At 59.5% G+C, this 20,059-nt stretch carries 19 protein-coding genes and 2 pseudogenes; 14 read left to right on the top strand and 7 right to left on the bottom strand.

The genetic code is table 11. From position 1 onward, the window contains the following. The first annotated feature begins 194 nt into the window (after window positions 1-194). Window positions 195-2,126 (top strand): SMP-30/gluconolaconase/LRE-like region family protein, encoded by a 1,932-nt coding sequence (locus ACUN0E_RS04955; RefSeq protein ID WP_445565820.1) that lies wholly within the window; start codon window positions 195-197, stop codon window positions 2,124-2,126. Between the two features lie 224 nt (window positions 2,127-2,350). Here ACUN0E_RS04955 and ACUN0E_RS04950 read toward each other — a convergent pair whose 3' ends face one another. Further along, window positions 2,351-3,274 carry a LysR substrate-binding domain-containing protein gene (locus tag ACUN0E_RS04950; protein ID WP_408388317.1) on the bottom strand — a complete coding sequence of 308 codons (924 nt, stop codon included), beginning with the start codon at window positions 3,272-3,274 and terminating at the stop codon, window positions 2,351-2,353. 196 nt (window positions 3,275-3,470) lie between these two features. Between ACUN0E_RS04950 and ACUN0E_RS04945 the strand changes: the two genes are divergently transcribed. The 4 genes from ACUN0E_RS04945 to ACUN0E_RS04930 all read left to right on the top strand — a co-directional run bounded on the left by ACUN0E_RS04945 (window position 3,471) and on the right by ACUN0E_RS04930 (window position 7,591). After that, the gene (locus tag ACUN0E_RS04945) at window positions 3,471-4,337 is read left to right on the top strand and encodes a transketolase (protein ID WP_445570385.1); all 867 of its coding nucleotides are present in this window, start codon (window positions 3,471-3,473) and stop codon (window positions 4,335-4,337) included. Continuing rightward, window positions 4,334-5,335: a transketolase family protein gene (locus ACUN0E_RS04940; protein WP_408337764.1), complete on the top strand. Its 1,002-nt coding sequence runs from the start codon at window positions 4,334-4,336 to the stop codon at window positions 5,333-5,335. Before ACUN0E_RS04945 ends, ACUN0E_RS04940 begins: the two co-directional genes overlap by 4 nt. Before the next feature lie 9 nt (window positions 5,336-5,344). Beyond that, window positions 5,345-6,190: an NAD(P)-dependent oxidoreductase gene (locus tag ACUN0E_RS04935; protein WP_445565819.1), complete on the top strand. Its 846-nt coding sequence runs from the start codon at window positions 5,345-5,347 to the stop codon at window positions 6,188-6,190. Between the two features lie 75 nt (window positions 6,191-6,265). Beyond that, a complete protein-coding gene (locus ACUN0E_RS04930) occupies window positions 6,266-7,591 on the top strand; it encodes an MFS transporter (RefSeq protein ID WP_408337760.1) in 1,326 nt (441 codons plus the stop codon). Between the two features lie 289 nt (window positions 7,592-7,880). Here the strand turns inward: ACUN0E_RS04930 and ACUN0E_RS04925 are convergent, their stop codons facing one another. Next, a complete protein-coding gene (locus ACUN0E_RS04925) occupies window positions 7,881-8,651 on the bottom strand; it encodes an APH(3')-II family aminoglycoside O-phosphotransferase (protein WP_445565818.1) in 771 nt (256 codons plus the stop codon). A gap of 306 nt (window positions 8,652-8,957) precedes the next feature. Between ACUN0E_RS04925 and ACUN0E_RS04920 the strand changes: the two genes are divergently transcribed. Together ACUN0E_RS04920 and ACUN0E_RS04915 are read left to right on the top strand one after the other, a co-directional pair. Beyond that, window positions 8,958-9,701, top strand: coding sequence for an SDR family NAD(P)-dependent oxidoreductase (locus tag ACUN0E_RS04920; RefSeq protein WP_408241492.1), 744 nt, complete (start codon window positions 8,958-8,960; stop codon window positions 9,699-9,701). A 223-nt stretch (window positions 9,702-9,924) separates the two neighbouring features. Next, window positions 9,925-10,176, top strand: coding sequence for a hypothetical protein (locus tag ACUN0E_RS04915; protein WP_408508459.1), 252 nt, complete (start codon window positions 9,925-9,927; stop codon window positions 10,174-10,176). A gap of 708 nt (window positions 10,177-10,884) precedes the next feature. Here the strand turns inward: ACUN0E_RS04915 and ACUN0E_RS04910 are convergent. Beyond that, window positions 10,885-11,517: pseudogene (locus ACUN0E_RS04910) on the bottom strand (FGGY family carbohydrate kinase); the annotation flags it as partial. 201 nt (window positions 11,518-11,718) lie between these two features. Between ACUN0E_RS04910 and ACUN0E_RS04905 the strand changes: the two are divergent. Further along, window positions 11,719-12,093 (top strand): VOC family protein, encoded by a 375-nt coding sequence (locus ACUN0E_RS04905; protein ID WP_408337756.1) that lies wholly within the window; start codon window positions 11,719-11,721, stop codon window positions 12,091-12,093. Window positions 12,094-12,290: 197 nt separating this feature from the next. On the opposite strand, the pseudogene ACUN0E_RS04900 reads toward ACUN0E_RS04905, so the two are convergent. Continuing rightward, window positions 12,291-12,425 (bottom strand): annotated as a pseudogene (locus tag ACUN0E_RS04900) (LysR substrate-binding domain-containing protein); the annotation flags it as partial. Between the two features lie 291 nt (window positions 12,426-12,716). Continuing rightward, on the bottom strand, window positions 12,717-13,115 hold the full coding sequence (locus ACUN0E_RS04895; protein ID WP_408241486.1) for a VOC family protein: 399 nt from the start codon (window positions 13,113-13,115) through the stop codon (window positions 12,717-12,719). A 52-nt stretch (window positions 13,116-13,167) separates the two neighbouring features. Here ACUN0E_RS04895 and ACUN0E_RS04890 point away from each other — a divergent pair, with 52 nt between their 5' ends. Next, window positions 13,168-13,836: a TetR/AcrR family transcriptional regulator gene (locus ACUN0E_RS04890; protein ID WP_408388307.1), complete on the top strand. Its 669-nt coding sequence runs from the start codon at window positions 13,168-13,170 to the stop codon at window positions 13,834-13,836. Window positions 13,837-14,199: 363 nt separating this feature from the next. Here ACUN0E_RS04890 and ACUN0E_RS04885 read toward each other — a convergent pair whose 3' ends face one another. Next, window positions 14,200-14,775 carry a TetR/AcrR family transcriptional regulator gene (locus ACUN0E_RS04885; RefSeq protein WP_408337752.1) on the bottom strand — a complete coding sequence of 192 codons (576 nt, stop codon included), beginning with the start codon at window positions 14,773-14,775 and terminating at the stop codon, window positions 14,200-14,202. Window positions 14,776-14,905: 130 nt separating this feature from the next. On the opposite strand from ACUN0E_RS04885, the gene ACUN0E_RS04880 reads away from it, so the two are divergent. Together ACUN0E_RS04880 and ACUN0E_RS04875 are read left to right on the top strand one after the other, a co-directional pair. Then, on the top strand, window positions 14,906-15,640 hold the full coding sequence (locus ACUN0E_RS04880) for an SDR family NAD(P)-dependent oxidoreductase (protein WP_408508427.1): 735 nt from the start codon (window positions 14,906-14,908) through the stop codon (window positions 15,638-15,640). Between the two features lie 104 nt (window positions 15,641-15,744). Then, entirely contained in the window at window positions 15,745-16,344 is a 600-nt protein-coding gene (locus tag ACUN0E_RS04875) for an NADPH-dependent F420 reductase (RefSeq protein WP_408337748.1), read from the top strand. A gap of 411 nt (window positions 16,345-16,755) precedes the next feature. Here ACUN0E_RS04875 and ACUN0E_RS04870 read toward each other — a convergent pair whose 3' ends face one another. Next, complete coding sequence (locus tag ACUN0E_RS04870) at window positions 16,756-17,640, bottom strand: MurR/RpiR family transcriptional regulator (RefSeq protein WP_445565817.1); 885 nt, start codon at window positions 17,638-17,640, stop codon at window positions 16,756-16,758. A gap of 281 nt (window positions 17,641-17,921) precedes the next feature. On the opposite strand from ACUN0E_RS04870, the gene ACUN0E_RS04865 reads away from it, so the two are divergent. Genes ACUN0E_RS04865 through ACUN0E_RS04855 form a run of 3 tightly spaced genes read left to right on the top strand, consistent with a single transcriptional unit; the run spans window position 17,922 to window position 20,054 of the window. Next, window positions 17,922-18,770, top strand: a complete 849-nt coding sequence (locus ACUN0E_RS04865; RefSeq protein ID WP_445565816.1) for a transporter substrate-binding domain-containing protein — start codon at window positions 17,922-17,924, stop codon at window positions 18,768-18,770. Between the two features lie 19 nt (window positions 18,771-18,789). Next, window positions 18,790-19,407 carry a DUF1989 domain-containing protein gene (locus ACUN0E_RS04860; RefSeq protein ID WP_408241465.1) on the top strand — a complete coding sequence of 206 codons (618 nt, stop codon included), beginning with the start codon at window positions 18,790-18,792 and terminating at the stop codon, window positions 19,405-19,407. An 11-nt stretch (window positions 19,408-19,418) separates the two neighbouring features. Next, window positions 19,419-20,054 (top strand): urea carboxylase-associated family protein, encoded by a 636-nt coding sequence (locus ACUN0E_RS04855; protein WP_445565815.1) that lies wholly within the window; start codon window positions 19,419-19,421, stop codon window positions 20,052-20,054. The last annotated feature ends 5 nt before the right edge of the window (window positions 20,055-20,059 follow it).

The raw sequence follows: 20,059 nt of genomic DNA, 5'->3' as shown, positions 1-20,059 counted from the left end.
GACAAGGCGAAATATTACCTGTTGCGCGAGAAGGAGAGGAGAGGCCAATTCACGTTCGCATGCAAAGTCGCAGAGCGGCTTGTAAAGGCGCAATGAGTTGCATATGGTCATACGTGGGTCACCGATCACGAATTTGAAATCTGACTGGCCGACTATTCACGTGAATGATCACTACATTCTGGAGAGCATCAGTCATGGTCGAGAAAAAACGAATTCATGCTGTGCTACTCGCCGTAGCGATCGCCACGATCGCGCCGGCGTGTCAGGCGGAAAACACCACCGACTGGCTGGCGAACACCTATGGCACCCTCGCCGCCCATGTGGGTAACACCGCGCGTTCCATGTGGGTCGCGCCCGAAGGTGTCATCTATACGGCCTCCATGTGGGACGAATACGAGGGTGGCGTGGCTATCTACCAGGCCGGCAAGAGCCTCGGCTCGATCGGCGCGCACGGCGAGTTTCAGGGCAGCGCGATCACGGGTAACGCGACGTCGATCTACGTGGCACTGCAGCCTGGCGGGACGTACGGAAGCGGAGCGGTGGGACGATACAACCGCACCACCAAGGCTCGCGATCTTTTGATTCAGATCAGCGCGTTGAACAACCAGCCTCGGGTCGATGTCGTCACCGGGCTCGCCACGGCGGGCTCGCTCCTCTATGCGAGCGACTTCTATGGCAATCGCGTTCGGATCTTCACTACCGACGGCGTCTGGAAGCGGGACATCAACGTCACAGGCCCGGGCGCTCTCGCACTGGATGGCGCAGGCAACATCTGGGTCGCACAGAAGAGTGAGGGCTCGATCGTCGGGTTCAGTCCAACCGGCGGCCTGTTGAACACCATCCGGATGCCAGGTGGGTCGCTGCCATCGGCGCTTTATTTCGATGCGTTGTCGGGGCAGCTCGTGGTCGGGGACGAAGGTCCCGACATGAACATCAAGCGCTACAAGCTCTCGGGCACGCCGACGCTGGCCGGCACATTCGGCATTCAGGGCGGTTATCTCGACACCACGACGGGAATCAAAGGCCAGGTTGGCGACAAGCGGTTCACTCGCGTCGTAGGCATCGGCAAGGACACCGCAGGCAACCTCTATGTGCTCAACAACCCGTGGGGCGGCAGTTGGGACCTCGGCCGCGACGGCGGCACCGACATTCACTCCTACAACAGTTCTGGTCGTCTGCAATGGAAGCTTCAGTCTCTCAACTTTGAGGGGATCGCCGCTCCGGACCCGGGTACTGACGGTGTCTACTTCTATGGAGGCACCAACATCTATACCGGCACCGCAGGGGGAACCTTCGTAGCGAACACGGTCGATCCGATTGCCTATCCATCTGATCCACGCATCAACATCAACGATCGCTCACGGGATGAGCACTTCGGTCAACTTGCCACCGTCGGCGCCAACCGGATTCTCGTGGCGTCCGGCCAGAACCCCGATACCTACTACTTCTTCCACTTCAATGCTGCGAATGGCTACATCGCGATACCGGACGCCACGCTTCCCGGTCCGGCGTTCAAGGCGACCGCGTCGGTCAGGGACGGATTCTGCATCGACAGCAAGGGGGGCGTGTGGGCCGGCCTCGACAAGACCGGTTACATCTACCACTATCCGCTGATCGGCTTCGACGCCAGCGGCAAGCCAACATGGGGACCCGGTATTCCCATCCGCATTCCCGACAGCATCAAGCCGTTGACGCGCATCGTCTACCTCGCGGACAGCGACACCATGATTCTCGGACAGGGCATTGTTGGGAGTACGGACTGGACGTCGATAGGCTCGCGGATCGAGGTGTATCACGGCTGGAGTGCGGGCAATACCACGGCACCCAATCCGGTGATCAAGCTCGCCCACGCCGGCGCCAAATCGATTGACGCGGCCGGCAGCTATCTATTTGTCGGTTACTGGTTCAGCGGCGGCCAAGCTTTGCCGAACATCGACGCATTCAATCTGGCTACAGGAAATCTCGACACCACGCTGGTCAACACCAGTACCGGTACCGTCGACGCCAGCAGCGCCATCGATTCGATGTACGGCATCAGGGCATACCTTCGATCGACGGGCGAGTACGTGGTCACGAAGAACAACGTCAAGGGTTCCAGTATCACCGTTTATCGCTGGACGCCCTGACCTGTGGTTGTTTTGGTTTGGGCCTTTCGATTTCAGAACCCATTTAAGGACCCACTTGTACTAGTTGTTACGACGAGGGGAAATCATGAACCATGGCAGGCATGAAATGGCTGAACAAAGCGAAGTGTAAGCCGCCCCCGGCGAGCGAATGGACGCTCGCCGGCTATGACGAGACACTGACCACTATGGCGTTGAACGGCGGAAGCGCGCGACGAAGCGGACACTCAAAATTCTGCCTCGTCGATCTCGCCGTCCGGAACCGGATGATGGACTCTCAACTCCCTGAGCAGCCAGGTCTTGAAGGTGTCAAACGCCTGGTGATAATGAAGCCGTTTCGGATAAACGAGGTAGTGCCCGATATAGGGCACTTCGCGCGTACGCCCGAGCAGCGGGCACGCCAACGTCCCGTTCTTCAGTTCACGGTCGGCCAGTAGCGTCGATTCGAGCACGACGCCGAGTCCGTCGACCGCGGCTGCGATGGCCATTGAACTGCGGTCGAAGTGCAGGCCATAGTGACCAGGCGGACTCAGATCGTTCGCTTCGAACCAGCCCCTCCACTGAAACATCTGAACGTCGCATTGGATGAGCGTATGCGCATAGAGGTCTTCGGGGCCGCGGATCTGCACGGCCACGTCTGGCGCGCACAACGGCGTGAGCTTCTCCAGCGCTAGCGGAATCTTTTCGTGCGGCGATGGCTTCGGCTCACCGTACACGATGTCGAGATCGAAATCATCGTTTTCGAAGCGCGCGTAATCGGTGCTCGCGGAGAAACGCAAATCGATGTTCGGATTTTCGCGGACGAAACCCGATAGCCTGGGCAGCAGCCACTGCGTCGCGAAACTAGGCGCCGTATGCAGGCGCAGCGGACTGGGTCCGTCGGTCGCGACGAGCGCGAGTCCGCGTCGCATCTCATCCATGCCTCGCTGTACGTGCTCAAGCAGGATCGCCCCCTCGCGGGTAAGTTTTACCTCACGTGTACTGCGCTGAAACAGTCGCAGATTCAACGTCTCTTCAAGTTTGCGGATCGAATGGCTCACCGCGCTCGGCGACAGATCGAGTTCCTCTGCGGCTGTCGCGAACGACGCGGTGCGGCCGGCCGCCTCGAAGACGCGCAGGAAGGGCAGCGGTAGCTTGCGGATCGACTTCATGCGTGAATTCCATTCATGATTGGGTGCAATCCTTTCTTTTGTCAGGCCGTTTTTCCCAATGATACTCTGGCACTGCGTTGAATTGATCGACTACTGATGAATGAAGTGCACCTGTCGTCGCCAGATACCGCGGCGCACTGGGCACAGACATTCCGCAAAATACCAGGACGGAGACATGACACCCATCACCGCCTCAATGCGGCCGGCCGCCGACACGCCTGCCGGCCCCCACACGAGGCTCGCGTACCACGCATACCGGATTCGCCGCTTTGCTCTGCGTATGGGCGAAGTCCAGGGGCAAGGCTATATCGGTCAGGCGCTCGGCCTCGCCGACGTGCTTGCCGTCGCCTGGTGCCACGCCATGAAGATTCGTCCGGACGATCCCGAATGGGAAGGCCGCGACCGCTTCCTGCTCTCGCACGGACACTATGCGATCGCGCTCTACGCCGCGCTGATCGAAGCCGGCATCATCCCGGAAGCCGAACTCGAAACCTACGGCTCGGACGACAGTCGCCTGCCTATGTCGGGAATGGCGACCTACACACCTGGGATGGAAATCTCGGGCGGCTCGCTTGGGCAGGGTCTGACGATCGCCGTGGGCATGGCACTGGGCCTGCGCCTCAAAGGCAATCCTGCCTTCGTCTACAACTCGATGTCCGACGGCGAGCTCGACGAAGGCGCGACCTGGGAAGCGGCGCTCTCCGCTGCACATCATCGACTCTCCAATCTGATCGTCCTCGTCGACATCAACCGTCAGCAGGCGGACGGTCCCTCGCACGACATCCTCGCGTTTGAACCGCTCGCGGACAAATGGCTGGCTTTCGGCTGGCACGTTGAACGTGTCGACGGCAACGATCTCGACGCTGTGATCACCGCATTCGATCGGGCGCGCGCGCTCGCTGATGAGAAGCCGCGGGTAATCCTCTGCGACACGCTGATGGGTAAAGGCGTGCCGTTTCTTGAAGCACGTGAGAAGAACCACTTCATCCGCGTCGATCAGGAAGAGTGGCAGCAAGCGATTGCCGTGCTCGATCGGAACCGTACGCAGGGAGATCGCTCATGAGCGCCGTCACTGAAAAAAAGCCCCGTCTGACCACATCGGCGATGATTGCGTCGATCGCATCGGAAGGGCAACGCACACGCCCGGCGCCGTTTGGACACGCGCTCGTGGCCGAGGCTGAGAAGCGTCAGAACATTGTCGGCATGTCCGCCGATCTGTCGAAGTACACGGACCTGCACATCTTCGGGAATGCGTTCCCCAAGCGCTTCTTTCAGATGGGAATGGCTGAGCAGCTTCTGATGGGCGCGGCTGGCGGCATGGCCAAGGAAGGCTTCATTCCGTTCGCCACCACCTACGCGGTGTTCGCGACGCGCCGCGCCTACGATTTCATCCACCAGGTGATCGCCGAGGAAAACCTCAACGTCAAAATCTGCGCCGCCTTGCCAGGACTGACGACAGGCTACGGTCCAAGCCATCAGGCCACCGAGGATATCGCGCTGATGCGCGGCATTCCGGGACTGACCATCGTCGATCCGTGCGATGCGCTCGATACCGAGCAGGCCGTTGCCGCGATCGCGGCCCACAACGGCCCCGTGTATATGCGCCTGTTGCGCGGCAAGGTGCCCGTCGTGCTCGACGACTACGACTACACGTTCGAACTGGGTAAGGCCAAACTGCTGCGCGATGGCGCCGATGTGCTGATCGTCTCGTCCGGCATCATGACGATGCGTGCGCTCGAAGCCGCGCAGGCGCTGGATGGCGGATCAGCCAGCGTCGCCGTGCTGCACGTGCCGACCATCAAGCCACTCGATGAAGCCACCATCATCGAACAATGCAAACGTCCGGGCCGGCTCGTCATCGTCGCGGAGAACCACAGCTGTATCGGCGGCCTTGGCGAAGCCGTCGCCATCGCGCTCATGCGTGCGCGTGTCATGCCCGAGTTCCGGCAAGTCGCGCTCCCCGATCAGTTCCTCGATGCGGGCGCTCTTCCGACGCTCCACGACCGTTACGGCATTTCGACTTCATCGATCGTCGAGAACATCAAACACTGGCTCAAGTAGGCGGACATCATGAAGGTAACTTTTGTGGGTATCGGTGCGATCGGTCTGCCGATGGCGCTACAAGTCAAGAAGGCGGGTCATAGCGTAACGGGCGTCGACCTGTCGAGCCACGCGCGTGAAATCGCGCAGGCGAGCAGCCTCGACGCTGTCGGCTCGTTCGATGCGGCGCCCGCCGCGGAGGTCGTCGTCGCGATGGTCGCCACGCCCACGCAACTGGCTTCGTTGATCGACGGTGTGGGTGAAGCGGTGGCCGGGCAGCGCTGGATCATTATGTCGACTGTCGGCCCGGCGAGCGTGCGGGAACAGGGGGCGCGTTTGCGAGAGGCGGGTGCGCGGGTGGTCGATGCGCCCGTGACGGGCGGCGTCGCGCGAGCCAGGACGGGCGAACTGGTGATATTTGCGGCCGGCAACCGGGACGATATCAACGCGTCGTGTCCGGTGCTCGACGCAATGGGCAGCGTGCGCATCACGGGCGAGAACCTCGGCGACGGCCAGAGCATCAAGGTGGTGAATCAGCATTTGTGCTCCGTGCACATCGTTGCCGCCGCCGAGGCGTTGAATCTCGCCAGCTCGCTCGGCCTCGAGCCTGTCACGGTGCTCGAGCTGATCGAGAACGGTGCAGCGGGTTCGTGGATGTTGTCCGATCGCGGGCCGAGGATGCTGGCCGGCACCGACGTCAACGTGACAAGCGCAATCAATATTTTCGTGAAGGACAGCGATCTGGTGGCAGCCGCGGCTGAAGGTTGCGGCGCAGACGTACCGCTACTCGCAGTGGCCAACACCCGATACCACCAGGCAGCTGACGCCGGACTCGGCGCACGGGACGATAGCCGCGTGATCGAAACCTGGCGCTGAGCGACTGGCGCACAACGATCGTCGCCACGGTGCGGCACGATTCTGACTTAATAAAACGATTCGGAGACAAATGCCATGAGTACCTCATCTACGACGCTTGCCGCGAAGGACAACCCGGTCAAGGTCTCCGTTGCTTCGATGATCGGTTCGGCGGTGGAGAGCTATGACTTCTTCATCTACGGCACGGCCGCCGCCGGATGGTTCGGAAAGATATTTTTTCATACGAACGATCCGATCATCGGCATTCTCGCGGCGTTCGCCACGCTTGCAGTCGGCTTCCTGATGCGCCCGTTCGGCGGCTACCTCGCCGGTCATTTCGGCGATCGCCTGGGCCGCAAGACTGTGCTGTTCTGGTCACTGCTCGCGATGGGAGCCGCCACGGTGCTGATCGGCGCGTTGCCAACCTACGAGCAGGTCGGGGTGCTGGCGCCGGTCCTGCTGATCGTGTTGCGGATGGTGCAAGGTATCGGTTTCGGCGCTGAATGGGGCGGTGCGGTGTTGATGGCGTGCGAGCACGCTCCGGCAAAACGTCGGGGCTTTTTCGGCGCGGTGCCACAGGTCGGCATCCCGTTGGGCCTGTTGCTCGCCAACGGTGCATTCCTGCTGTCGTCACATCTGTTCGAAGGAAACTGGGTATGGCGCGCGCCATTCCTTGTGTCATTCGTGATGGTAGCGATTGGCATTTTCATCCGTTTGAGCGTGAAAGAGTCGCCTGCATTCGAGGCCATCAAGGCCAGCGACACGATCGTCAAGCAACCCGCGCTGCAGGTGATTCGCAGCGACTGGCGGATGATCCTGAAGATCATCGGATTGCGCCTGGCGGAAACAGGGGGCTATTACATCACGACCAGTTTCATGCTGTCCTACGTAATGCTGGCGCATGTGACGAGCAAGGAGAACGTGCTGTGGGGGACGATGATCGGCTCGGCCTTGGGTCTTGGCAGCCATCTGTTGTACGGCGCGCTAAGTGACAGACTGGGACGACGCCCACTTTTCCTGTTTGGCTCGCTGTTCACGATAATCTTCGGTGTGCCGATGTTCCTGTTGATCAACACTGGCGCGGGCGTCATGGTCATTACAGCGGTGTCGCTGTCGCTGCTGTTCAGTCACGATCCTATTTTTGCGGTCGAATCCAGCTGGTTCTCCGAGCAGTTTCCTGCCAATGTGCGCTCGTCAGGGATTTCGCTTGGCTACAACGGGGCGTCGGTCGTGGCAGGATTGTTGCCGTTCATCGCCACCGGACTGTTTGGCGTCGTTGGCTGGATGGGACCTGCAATCATGTTTTCGCTGCTTGGCATCATCTCCAGCCTGTGCGCGTTGTCCATGCGCGAAACCGCGCCGGCGGTGGTGGAGAAACAAGCTGTCATGCCCATGAGCCAGCATAAAATGGGTACCCGTTGAGCGTCTGAAGGGATCATCGATAGACTACGGAAACCCGTGCGGTGATCTGAGATGTTGAATTATTCGCTCGTGTTGTCAGGACGACGCACCACGACTTTTTCAATAGAATCGGCCAAATTCGGTCAGTCGATCTGGCGGTCAAATTCGTTGGCAATTACTGATCCGAACAGATCACCGGACATCAATCGCATATGCTGGATATCACGGTATCGAAGAAAGCGCCGCTTGGTGGCGATGTCGGGCGATCGGGATTGACGCTTGATGTAGTTATTTGACGTCGTTACGACGATCAGAAGAACTCATCCAACAAGCAGTAGAACGCTATGCGCCGGTGATCAGGTTTTACACCGTAATCGCGAAAGAAAGGCTCCACCCACATCTCCCCGAGATTGCGGGCAATGCTTCGCGCGGTCAGTGCAAGATCTTGATAGCGGTCACTGACACCTAGGCGACCGCAGTCGATGAAGCCAGTGAAGTTACTTCCTTCAGCCATGAAATTTGGCAGACATGCGTCCCCGTGGGTCACTACAAGGTCAGACGTTTCAGGGAGCGTCGACAGCAGCTCAGCGAGCACATCCGTAGCATTTTGTCCTAGCCGCTCATTGTCGAAGTCTGCCTCGTCAACGAGCCCGGCGCTTACACGATTCTTGGCGACTACTATGCGCTCTTCGAGGCGATGGTCGAAGGGGCATTCCGCAATAGACACCTGATGCAGGCTACGTAGTGCCATCGCCAGAATGCCGACGACTTGAGACGGAGATAAATCGTTATTACTGGCTAAATCGAGCCCGGGGACTGCCGTCATGAGCAGCCAGTGGCGGTTGTATTCCGTCGTATCGCCGAGTAATGTAGGTCCAGGCAGATCGAGTCGTTTCATCCAGCGAAGGCGCTCAACCTCGTCAGGAAGCTCATCTAGCAAATCAATGGGCTCGGACTTTAGAAATAGCGCCTCCCCGCTGTCACAACGGATGCGAAAAACCTCCGCTCCAGATTCTCCAATGACCTGCCGCTCGATAAGTGCCCCGGCGAATTTCTCACGCCATTTGGTCGGGATATACATGTTGTCAGGTTGTCTGGAGGAATTCATATAAACGAATTGGCAAGATTGTGGACGATCTGGAAATATGCGTCGAGTACGTCTGCGAGCGAACGGCTGCTTTGAGGCGGGTCGATTGGGCGCTCCGGGTCGAACTGAGCTAATCGCATCAGGCAGAGTGCGGCCAGTTTGAGCTGTTCGACACAGCCGCCTATATCGTCGACAATCGGCGGACCCGTCATCGATCGACCTTTACGGTCATCCGGTCCAGGGCCATGCGTACAACCTCCGCCAGTCCAAACAAACCTTACACGGCATCTCAGCGGCTCCATGAAAAATCCGTCCCCTGTCGCTCTTGTCACTGGCTCGACTTCTGGCATTGGTGCCGCGATCGCGCGGCGACTCTCCATGGACGGATTCTCAATCGTCCTGCATTCGCGAAGTTCGGCCGAAGCGGGTCATGCGTTGGCGCGTGAACTCGGATCGGCAGCATACGTGCAAGCGGATTTGTCCGATGACGCGGACAGAGTGAGGCTCATCCGCGAAGCGATTGCCGTATGGGGCCGACTCGACGTCCTGGTCAATAACGCCGGGATCAGCCGCGTTATCCCTCATGCAGATCTGGCAGCGGCGACGCCGGACGTATGGCGGGAGCTGCATGAAGTCAATGTCATTGCCCCGTTTCACCTGGTAGCCGAAGCGCAATCCGCGCTCCGTGAAGCCGCCGCACGAGGAAGTCCGGGTTGCGTCGTAAACGTAAGTTCACATGCGGGCGTCCGACCAAAGGGGGCGTCCATTCCTTACGCAGCGACCAAGGCAGCGTTAAACCACGTGACCCGCCTGCTCGCTCTTTCGCTTGCCCCGGATATCCGCGTAAATGCTGTCGCCCCTGGCTTGGTAGATACGCCTCTCACGGCGGAGTGGACACAGGCGCAGCAACTTTGGAAAGAGCGGGCGCCTATGCGCCGGGCCGCTAGTCCCGAGGATATTGCTCAGGCTGTTGCATTCCTGGTCGCCTCAAATTATCTGACGGGTGAAATTCTGCTCTCGGATGGGGGATTGAATCTTACGTAGCAAGCGCGTGACGACCGACCGGCTGCTTTGGCGCACGTTTGTTCGTTCACTCAGGGGCGCGTGCGGCCGATTCGGGAATTGAGGTGCGTTTAGTTTCTCGCCATTCATTAGTGGGCGTCTGATGACCCGCGGGCGTGGCGGCGTCATACTGGGTGCGAGCGGCGTTCTCAAGCCGTACGGCTGGCTATCGTGCGTACCAATCTTATGTGGGAAAATCAAAATGATGAAGAAGACGAGAATTTCGATCATTCTGCTCATGCTGGCGGTTCTCAGCCCGCTGGCGCATGCGAGCGTGGCTACAGGCGCCCACGAGTTCAAGAACGATGTCAAGACGGCAGGCAAGAAGAGCGGGCATGCTGTGCGCGATGCCGCGCACGCGGTCGGCCGCGGTACGAAGAAGGCCGGCCATGCCGTTGCCGATGCAACAAGGCACGGCTATCACGCGACGAAAAAGGTCGTGACAGGGCATGGATAAGGGTCGCTTCGCGGCGACTAGGGTGACGACTGCGGGTCGAGGCGCCCTGCATCAGTCGAAATGTCGTATCCAGCGATAGTTATGGCCACCGTGCCGTTCTCGGGGAGCTGGCGATGGGCGACGAGCTTCGTCAGGTAACTATCAAGCCGCATCGAGGTGCGCCATCGCCGGTTAGTGGCGCCTCCACCGTGAATCAACCCGACTTCAGGCTCAATAGGTCCATCGAACCTTCTGACGGCGAGGCCCTTCGTTTGATATGTACAGTGACTTTTCTGTTACCAACACAGTTGCATTCACCCGCGTGATACAGGAGGGCTGGCATTGAAAATGGAGCGCATCCACGCGCCGGAAGCGCATCCACGCTCCGGAAGCGTAGCCAGTGGCGAACCGGTACACCCGTCACCGAGTGTGAATGGCGGCTTCACCGGAGCGCGACCGACCGCTCAGGGTCTTGGATTCAACCGGTTGATCGCGTCTGTCGAAGGCGGACATCCGAAACCAGTCGCAGCATCCATAGGTTGAATGACTGCTTTGGCCGCCCAGACAGCGGTCACTCATCTGGAAAACTCGTCTTTAAGCGCCGCATATATCCTGCAATATCGCGCAAGCCGATCCCCGATCAGCGACCACTGTTCTGCGTCGGGCTCGCATACCTCGATCGTTGCCGGAGACGTACACACCTGCGCGACCTTCTCCTTCGTCACGGCCAGCCTCGCTGCCTTCCACCAGCCTCGGCATGTGCTCACGCGAAAGGCCGGTTGCGGAGAGCATCCTGTCCGACCAGTCACGCTTTGCAACGTCGAGCCACAGCATGCCCGACGCATCGGACATGTCGGAGACGAACTCGCCAGTTAGCCGCCACGCCACGTAGTCCTTCGGCAACAGGACCTTGTGCGCGGCGCGGAACACGGCCGGTTCGTATTTAGACAGCCAGAGCAGTTTCGGCGCGGTGAAACCCGGCATCGCGAGGTTGCCGGTAATCGAGCGCGATTCGGGCACCAGTGCTTCGAGCTCCACATATTCGGCAAACGCCCGAGTGCCGTTCCACAGGATCGCCGGGCGTAACACCTGACCGGCGCGATCAAGCAGGGTCGCGCCATGCCTCTGTCCGGATAGCCCAATGCCGCGTAGCGCCGAAAGGCCAGCGGGATTGGACGCCCGTAGCTGCGCGATGGCATCGAGTGTGGCGTGCCACCATGCCTGCGGGCTCTGTTCGGACCCGTGGGGGTGAATTTGCTCGACTTCAAGTCGTGCATTGCCGGTGGCGATCGTGTGCGATTCGTCGTCAGTGAGTAGCGCTTTTACCTCGGAGGTTCCAAGGTCGATTCCAAGGAAAGTCAAGAGTGTCGTCCTGGTTCTTGCGGCCGGCTCGTCTAGTGCATCGACCGCTTGGCGACCCTGTCTTCGCCAGACCGAACTGCATCGTGCGGATGCCATAGCCCGACTGCCACCGGTGGCTACTTGTGGCTACGTGTGGCAACATCGCGGTGATCTCTAAATCACGTTAGGACTTGCACAGGTCCATACACCTCAGGAGAACTCATGTTTGACCACGTCAAATTCGGAGTCAGCGACTATGCAGCGAGCAAAGCGTTTTTCCTCAAGGCACTCGAACCGCTTGGCGTAGCTGTTGTCTCGGAGGGGTCGCCGACGTACGGTGTCGAGCTTAGCCCACAGGGCAAGGCGTCATTGTGCCTGTACCAGACCGAGGAGAAGCCGGCGCATCTGCACCTGGCGTTTACGGCCGGGAATCGCCAGCAAGTCGACGCTTTCTATCGCGCGGCTCTGGAGGCGGGCGGCAAAGACAATGGTGCGCCTGGTCTGCGCCCGCACTACCACGCGAACTACTATGCAGCTTTTGTCATTGCGCCGGACGGGCACAACATCGAAGTGGTTTGCCACCAGCCCGAGGCCTAACCCTTCCATCGAGCGGACGCGCGAGGCTGGCCGCGTCTCATGTCAAACGTTGAGCGTCCGTATTCGGCGGTCTGCTGGGCGTTTCGAGCGCCCAGCTATGGGTCCGCTGCCGTCGATCGCAGTCAGGCTGTGAGCGGTCCAAAGCAGCCTTTCAATTGCCCATCCTCAATCGCTGATAATCTGAATGAAGCTTGAAGTCACCGATGTGCAGAATGCGTCGGATGACGCAGCGCATTAGCAACGACGACGAACGCAGGAGTCGGCTGGTGGCGGCTGGGATAGTACAGATGAAAACCAGAGAACGACGGGCACCAGTCGGACAGCACCCGCACATCTGCAGGCGCGCGTCGGTAAATAACTCCCATCTATACAACATGCCAGTTGGCACGGGGAAGGACCGTCATGTCAGAAAACATCGCAGGAAAAATTGCCTTCATTACTGGCGGTGACTATCTGATGGTTGGGGGCGTTACCGTATCCTGCTGGTTCGGATCGCTGGCGCCGCAGTAGCGATCGCGGTGTGGCTCCTGACTCAGAAGCGGCCACCGCAGCCTCGCGGCGGGGGGCACGATAAGGTAACGAGGGCAGGCCGGAGGCGGACGCCAATTCCCTTTCACATTCGCTCAGCGGGCGCCGAACCGCTGCTTCGCGGCGTCGGTCACGGGCGTGTACATGCCCACGAGCGTCCCTTCGGGGTCGCGGAACTGAGCCGCGCGGTTGCCCCAAGGCATCATCTTCGGCTCGTGCACCACGGGCACTTCATCTTTCAGCCTTGCGAACTCGGCATCTACGTCTTCGACCTGGAACTCCACGATAGCGGTGCGATTGGAGGCGGGCTCAGCGCTTCCTTCCTTGAATAACGCCACGGTCTCGGCGGCGCCGATCGCAAGCGTTGCCGCCGGAGTGACGATTTCTGCGAATACGGGCGCCAGCCATTCCGCCTGTTGGCCCGTCACCTTCTCGTAAAAGCTGACGAGGGTTTTGATGTCGCGGGCAATGAGCCGCGTGGAAGCGAATTTCATAACAACCACCTTTTGCGTGAAGTGGGAAAATTGAACAAGGGTGTGATTGCCCTTGAACGTACGATACGCTACAGTAGCGTATCGTATCTTGTCTACCTTATTTCTGCTCATGCGAAAGAAAACCACAGTCACCGAACCAGGCGCGCCGGCTGTTGCTGAGCCTGACGTCGAGGCGCTCGACGAAAGGGTCCGCCGCTCGCGGGCGACCGTGCTTGGCGTCACGGCAGAATTACTCTTCGAACGTGGCCTTAGTGGCGCGAGCGTCGATGAAATCTCGCGTCGCTCGGGCGTCGCGAAGACCACGATCTATCGGCACTGGCCAACCCGGGCTGACCTGCTGCGAGATGCCTGCTCGACGCTCAGCACGCCTCAAGACGTACCAGACACCGGAGACTTCGAGAGCGACGTCACGGCGCTGATGACAAGTCTCGCGAAGCTGCTGCGGTCAGCCAAATGGACCTCAGTGCTGCCTTCGATCATTGATGCCGCCGAGCGGGACCCCGACATCGCCGATATGTACAGCAAACTTCAACGGGGTTATTCGATGCCTTTTGAGGTCGTCATCCAGCGGGCGGTGCGCAAGGGAGAACTGCCGAAGAACACGGATGCTGCCATGCTGATCGCGGCGCTTACGGGCTCGCTTTTTTATCGCCGCTGGTTTTCGCGGGAGCCCCTGACAGATGCGTTCGCGAAGCAGATCGTCAAGCGGGTTATCCGTTAAACCGGAAAGTAGCCGGTCGTGACAGGAGGCTCTGGGCTACTGGCGACTCACATCGGCCGCTCATATTGCATGCCATCGCATGCAATATGAGCGGTTGCGTGTGGACGACGGCGACGAAGCAACATAGCGAGCCTATTTCACCGTAGGGTTGTGCCGATCCCTGATCGGCCATGCGCGGTCGCTGGGTAGTGAGACAGATCAGCCGCTCCAACGTCTCATCGCCTTCGTCAACAGCCGCTCAAAACTCCCGACACGATCAACTGCATTCGTCACCTTTGCCAAGACTTTTGTGCATAGGATCGCCGGCGCCGGTCATAGCGGACGCCATCCGGCGCAGTGCAGACAACAATGCGTTGCACGCTGTTACGTTGCCTTCTTGATATCGTTGCCAGGCCGATTTGTCAGGATGGCGCTCGTAATAACATGAAAGAGATGATCCCCCCGTGACGCGAATGCGGGCTGGCCGGCGAGCCAGCCGAGCGCCGACATCAGGGCGAACAGGTCGACCCCATCCATATCGGCGCGCGCCGTTCCCTCGGTTTGAGCGCGGAGCAGTAGTCGCGCGCCCGCTGAACGCAGCGCTGTGCTCGAAGCGTGAAGCGCGGAGTCCGGGTCCGCGTGCGCGGTCGCAAACAAGGCGCAAATACCGTTATAGGTATGAACGAATGCAAGCCCTTCGCGAAACCAGGACACCAGCGCTTCGTCAGGTGGATTCGACGTTTCGAGTTCGGCTGCCTGCTGTATCAGTTCGTCCACGTTCATGCGCAGCAACGCTTCGAACAAGGCTTCTCGTGTCGGGAAATGGCGAAACAGCGTGGCCAACCCGACGTTGGCCCGGCGGGCGATATCTCGCATGGACGCGTCGGCACCATGCTCTGTGACGACGTCGCGCGCGACCGCAAGTAGATGGCTGTAATTTTTTCTGGCGTCGGCTCGCACGGGTTTCCTTGACAACCGGATCGGTGATCCGTATATAATGAATTCGTATCTGGATCAGTGATCCACAAGATACCGCACATGTGTGCAAATTGGAACAGAGACGCAGTCCGGCACCACGAAAGGAGAAGTCATGGGAAAGCTTGAGGGTAAGGTTGCAGTCATCACGGGTGGATCGAGCGGCATGGCACTGGCGAGCGCCAAGCGGTTCGTTGAAGAAGGCGCCTATGTTTTCATCACGGGCCGGAGGCAGGAGGCGCTCGACGAGGCCGTCAAGCTGATTGGCCGGAACGTGACGGGGGTGCGCGGCGACGCGGCCAATCTAGGCGACCTCGACCGCCTGTTCGATACAGTCAAGCGAGAAAAGGGCAAGATCGACATCCTGTTCGCGAGCGCAGGCACGGGAGAAGCCGTCCCTCTGGGCGAGATTACCGAGCAGCACTTCGATGCGACCTTCAGTCTGAATACGCGCGGAACGCTGTTTGCGGTTCAGAAGGCGTTGCCGCTGTTCAACGATGGTGGATCGATCTTCATGACCGGGTCAGTTGCTTCGGTGAAAGGTTTTCCTGGTTATGGCGTGTATTCGGCGAGCAAGGCGGCGTTGCGCTCATTCGCACGCACCTGGCTTAACGAACTGAGGGGCAGGAATATCCGGGTGAACGTGCTGAGCCCGGGGCCGATCGCCACACCGATGCAGGACCAGGTTCTTACCGAGGAGGCGAAGCGGATGTTCGAATCCCTGATACCGCGGGGAAAGATGGGTCGTCCTGAGGAAATTGCGACGGTCGCGCTGTTTCTTGCTTCAGACGATTCGAGCTTCGTGAATGGGGTGGAGTTGTCTGTCGACGGCGGCTTCTCGGCCATCTGAAATCGCGCCGAAAAGCGTGTAGAAGGACCTGTCAACTCGACGAAAATGATCCGATCTGTATCGATAAATATGGATTCCTTACAAATACTGAATGGAGAGTTCGCATGAGCTATTCGATTATTGGCTTTGGCGCGGTAGGCCAGGCACTCGCCCAAGCGTTTGCAAGAAAGAACATCGATGTGACCGTCGCCAGCCGGCGCCCTCCCGAGACGTTGATGCAGCAGGCACGAGCGATCGGCCCCACCGTTGTCCCCAGGACGTTGCAGGATGCAATCGCGTCCGACACGATCTTCCTGGCGGTTCCGTTTTGGGAACATCGCGAAGTCGCGAAGCAGATCACAACCTGGCAGGGCAAGACGATCATCGACACGACAAATGCTTTTGGTGTTCCCGTTGAAGACCTGGAGGGGCAACCGTCGTCCGTAGTTGTCGCCAAAGCGTTTGCCGGCGCCAGGTTCGTAAAGGGCTTTAACCATCTGCCCGCTGCCGTTCTGGCCGCTGATCCGAGCGTGAATGGCGGCAGCCGCGTCGTGTTTTTGTCGAGCGATGACAAAAATGCGATGGCACCGGTCGCGGTTCTGGCCGAACAACTCGGTTTCGCGCCGATTGCGCTAGGACCGCTCAAAGATGGCGGCTTGCTCGTCCAGGCCAAGGGGAATACCTGGGCTGAACTGATCTTCAAGGATCTCGTCAAGTTCAAATAGCGGCGCGTCACGACAAAGTCACAGCGGCCACGCGCATCGCTGAACGCGTGCTGGTGATCTGATCGAGATTCAGTTGGTGCTTCTGAGCGAGGGCATGATGGCCGGTAGCGACCCGCCGGCTGCGAGCGCCCGTACGGCAGACGTGATGGGGGCGGATGTCCGTTCGGAATTGGAAAGCGGTCGTTGCCGACAAGGTGACCCGAATGACGGCTCAGGGTCGGGTACGGAAGTTTGGCATTCGGCCGCGGCCACTGCTGCTTAGCCTGACCGCGTACTTCCGGGTTCGGCCAGCTTGAGACGTTCGACAAGCTACGAAAATCGTCAACAATCGGTGTTCATCCCTCCAACATTGCTCGAGCATCACCTCTGCCTACCAGGTGCGTCAGGCTCTTTAGAAAAATCTCTACGTTTTCACTCGAACTCGCGCAAACTCTCGTGCAATATTTCGACCCGCTGTAAATGGTTGCTGCCCCGTTCGAGCAGGCGTTCGGCAACCAGTGAGCAGATCAGATTGACCACCGCCGTCATGCCGACGTTGCTGTCGAACAGCATCAGGCCATCCGTGTGGCAACGGATCACCCAGCGCGCCAATCGCGCCGGCTTCCCCGCAATGACGTCCGACATATACACAATCGGTACGCCGGCCTCGGCGAGTGCAACTGCGGCAAGACCGACCGCCGGCACACGGCGCCGCAAACCGACGATGATTGCGACATCCTTCGCGGCCAGGTCGCCGAGATATTCGCCCATGGTGTCGCCCGGCGCAGGCAACAACATCACGTCGGAGCGCACCTGAATCAGTTCACGCCTGATCATTGTGGCCACCGTATGACTATGCCGATACCCAATGATCACCACGCGCCGCGCGTGCGCAACTGCTTCGACCACCTCGCTCAGCACCCGCGTATCGAGCGACCGGTACGTGCGCGCCAGATTCTCGACCTCGTGCTGCAAATGCGCCTGAATCACGTCGTCGAGTTTCGTACTCGCGCTCTTGCGGCCCCTATCCTGTAGATACAACGGCGAACCGCCGACCTGCGCCGCGCGCGCAATCGCACGCGCATCGTCATAAGACGTATATCCGAGCTTCTGAAAAAAACGCGTCGTGGTCGCTTTCGACACCTGCGCGGTCGCCGCTAGTTCCGTGGCGGTTTGCATCGCCAGTTGCCCCGGCGCACTCAGAATGACATCGGCCAACCGTTGATCGATCTCGGACAGTTCGTCATAGCATTCGGCGATGCGACTTTCGATCGACTGCGGTGCGCGCTTTTCCTGTTTCGTTTGAGCTTTTGACATTTCGATGCTTGTGAGTAAGTGGAGCGCCCGCCGTGGTGCAACGTCGGCACCGCGAACGTGCATTGCCGTTCTCTTGCACGCAGCAGGTGCAGTCAGTTGTCATCCCGCGATGACGTCATTATAAATCGGACTGTGGAATGTGAAATGCGTGTTTCTTGTTATTCACCATAGAAACATGTGTTTTTGCTCTTAGATTTGTGAAACCTATGTTTCTCGCATCGACGGTTGGCACGGATCATGCATTCCGGTGGCTTCGTGCACCTCTCAACGGGAGTTCCCTGATGTCAAAACGCCGCCTCTCCAGCATTGTCCTCGCCACGTTGTTTCCGTTCGGCGCATTGATCCACTCGGTAGCCGCGAACGCCGATACGCTCGACGACATCAAGAGTCGCGGCACGATGACCGTCGCGATCGATCCGACCTTTGCGCCGTACGAATACACCGACGCCAGCAACAACATCGTCGGTTTCGATCCGGCCGTCATGGCTGCGGTCGCTAAGCATCTGGGCGTAAAGATCGAATATCAGCGCATGGCATTCAGCGGGATCATCCCGGGCCTGCTCGCGCATTCGTTCGATGTCGAAGGTTCCGCGCTGAACGTAACTTCCGAACGCGCAAAGCGTCTCGCGTACGTAGTGCCGACCAGCAAGACCGTAAACGGCGCTCTGGTGCGCGCCGATTTCAGGAAGATTCCGCAGCCAGCCACCATTGAGTCTCTCGCTGGCCTGACGGCTGCGGTCAAGAGCGCGAGCGCGCCCGAACAGATTCTCAAGCAGTTCAACGAGACGCTGAAGGCCAAAGGTCTTGCACCGATCCAGCTGATCAGCGTGGATAGCGTCGATCAGACAGTGGCTGCACTGATGACGCGTCGCGTCGATTTCGTGTTCGACGATATGACCGTGCTCGCGGGCGTCATCAAACAGAATCCGGGCAAGCTGAAATCGACCGGTGAGCTCGGCCCGTCGCAATGGATTGCCTGGGCGACCCGCCCGGACGATACGCGTCTGAACAAGGCGATCGGCGATCAGATCCTCGCAATGAAAAAGTCCGGCGAACTCGCGCGCCTGCAAAAGGCCAACCTGGGCGTGACCTTCGATACGCCGACGTCCGATTTCATCCCCGCGCAGTAAATCGAGCAGACCGAATCATATGACAGAACCAGTACAGACTCTCACCGTCAAGGCAGGACACGGACGTACCTTCGAAGTGAAGGCGGGTCAACGGTTGACCATCATGGACGTCGAGGGGCAGCAGGCCGCCGACTTTGTCGCGGTGGTCAAGTCGAACCATGGCGAGAAGCTGTCGCCGACGCATACGCGCCGCCAGCTTCGGACGCTGTTTTTCAACGTCGGCGACGCACTGTATTCATCGCTGGGGCGCCCCTTGTTGCGGGTAGTCGAAGACACCGTCGGCATTCACGATGCCAACGTGCCCGCTTGTGACGATACGCGTTTCACGGTCGATTTCAACGTGACCGGGCATCGAAACTGCCTCGACAACATGCACGCGGGTCTGGCGCTGTACGGGATGTCGCCGTTCGATGTGCCGGAGCCGTTCAACCTGTTTCAGAACGGCCCGGTCACACGGGATTGCCGGATGCAGGTCACCGATCCGACCAGCAAGCCCGGCGACTACATTACGTTCGACGTGCTCGAAGATCTGGTGTGCGCAGTGTCGTCGTGTCCTCAGGACATCATTCCCGGCAACGGCCTGAAGGTTACCGACATCGCTATTTCCATCCTGCCCGCGACGCCTGTCGCCGCCTGAACGGACTCAACATGCTGCTTCTCAAAGAACCGCCTTCGCGCGCACCGCTGTCCCCGCAAACCGTCGCCGTGCCTGCGGGCGAATCGCGCGCGATCGACGTCAAGGCTGGCCAGATCCTGCGTATCGAGGCGAAACAACCGGGCGCGGTCGCGTCGATGTTCGGCTTCAGCCGGATCAACGACGACGTGTACATGTCGGTTCATCACACACGCGTGTTCAGCAATTCGTACGTGCTGCAGGCGGGCATGCGGATCGTCAGCAATCGCCGCCGCGCGCTGATGGTGCTCGGTAAGGATTCGAGCGGCAAACACGATCTGCTACTCCCGGCATCGACAACCGCGTATCTCGCGGACCAGGGCCACGCGGGACAGACCGGCTGCGTCGAATCGGTCAGTGCGGTGATTCAAACGCTGGGCCTGAAGCCGCCCAAAATGCCCGACCCGATCAACCTTTTCATGCACGTGGCATTGCATCAGGATGGCCGCATCGAACCGCTGCCCAACGTCACCCGAGCCGGCGATTTCGTCGCGTGCCGGGTGGTGACGGACATGGTGTTCATTGTGTCGGCCTGCTGCACCGGCATTCCCGGCAACGACGCGCCTGGCGCGCTCGAACTGTCTGCAATCGAAGAACTCGACCAACCCTGATTTTC

Source organism: Paraburkholderia sp. D1E (genome assembly GCF_052682275.1).
This window is presented reverse-complemented; position numbering and strand designations above follow the sequence as displayed.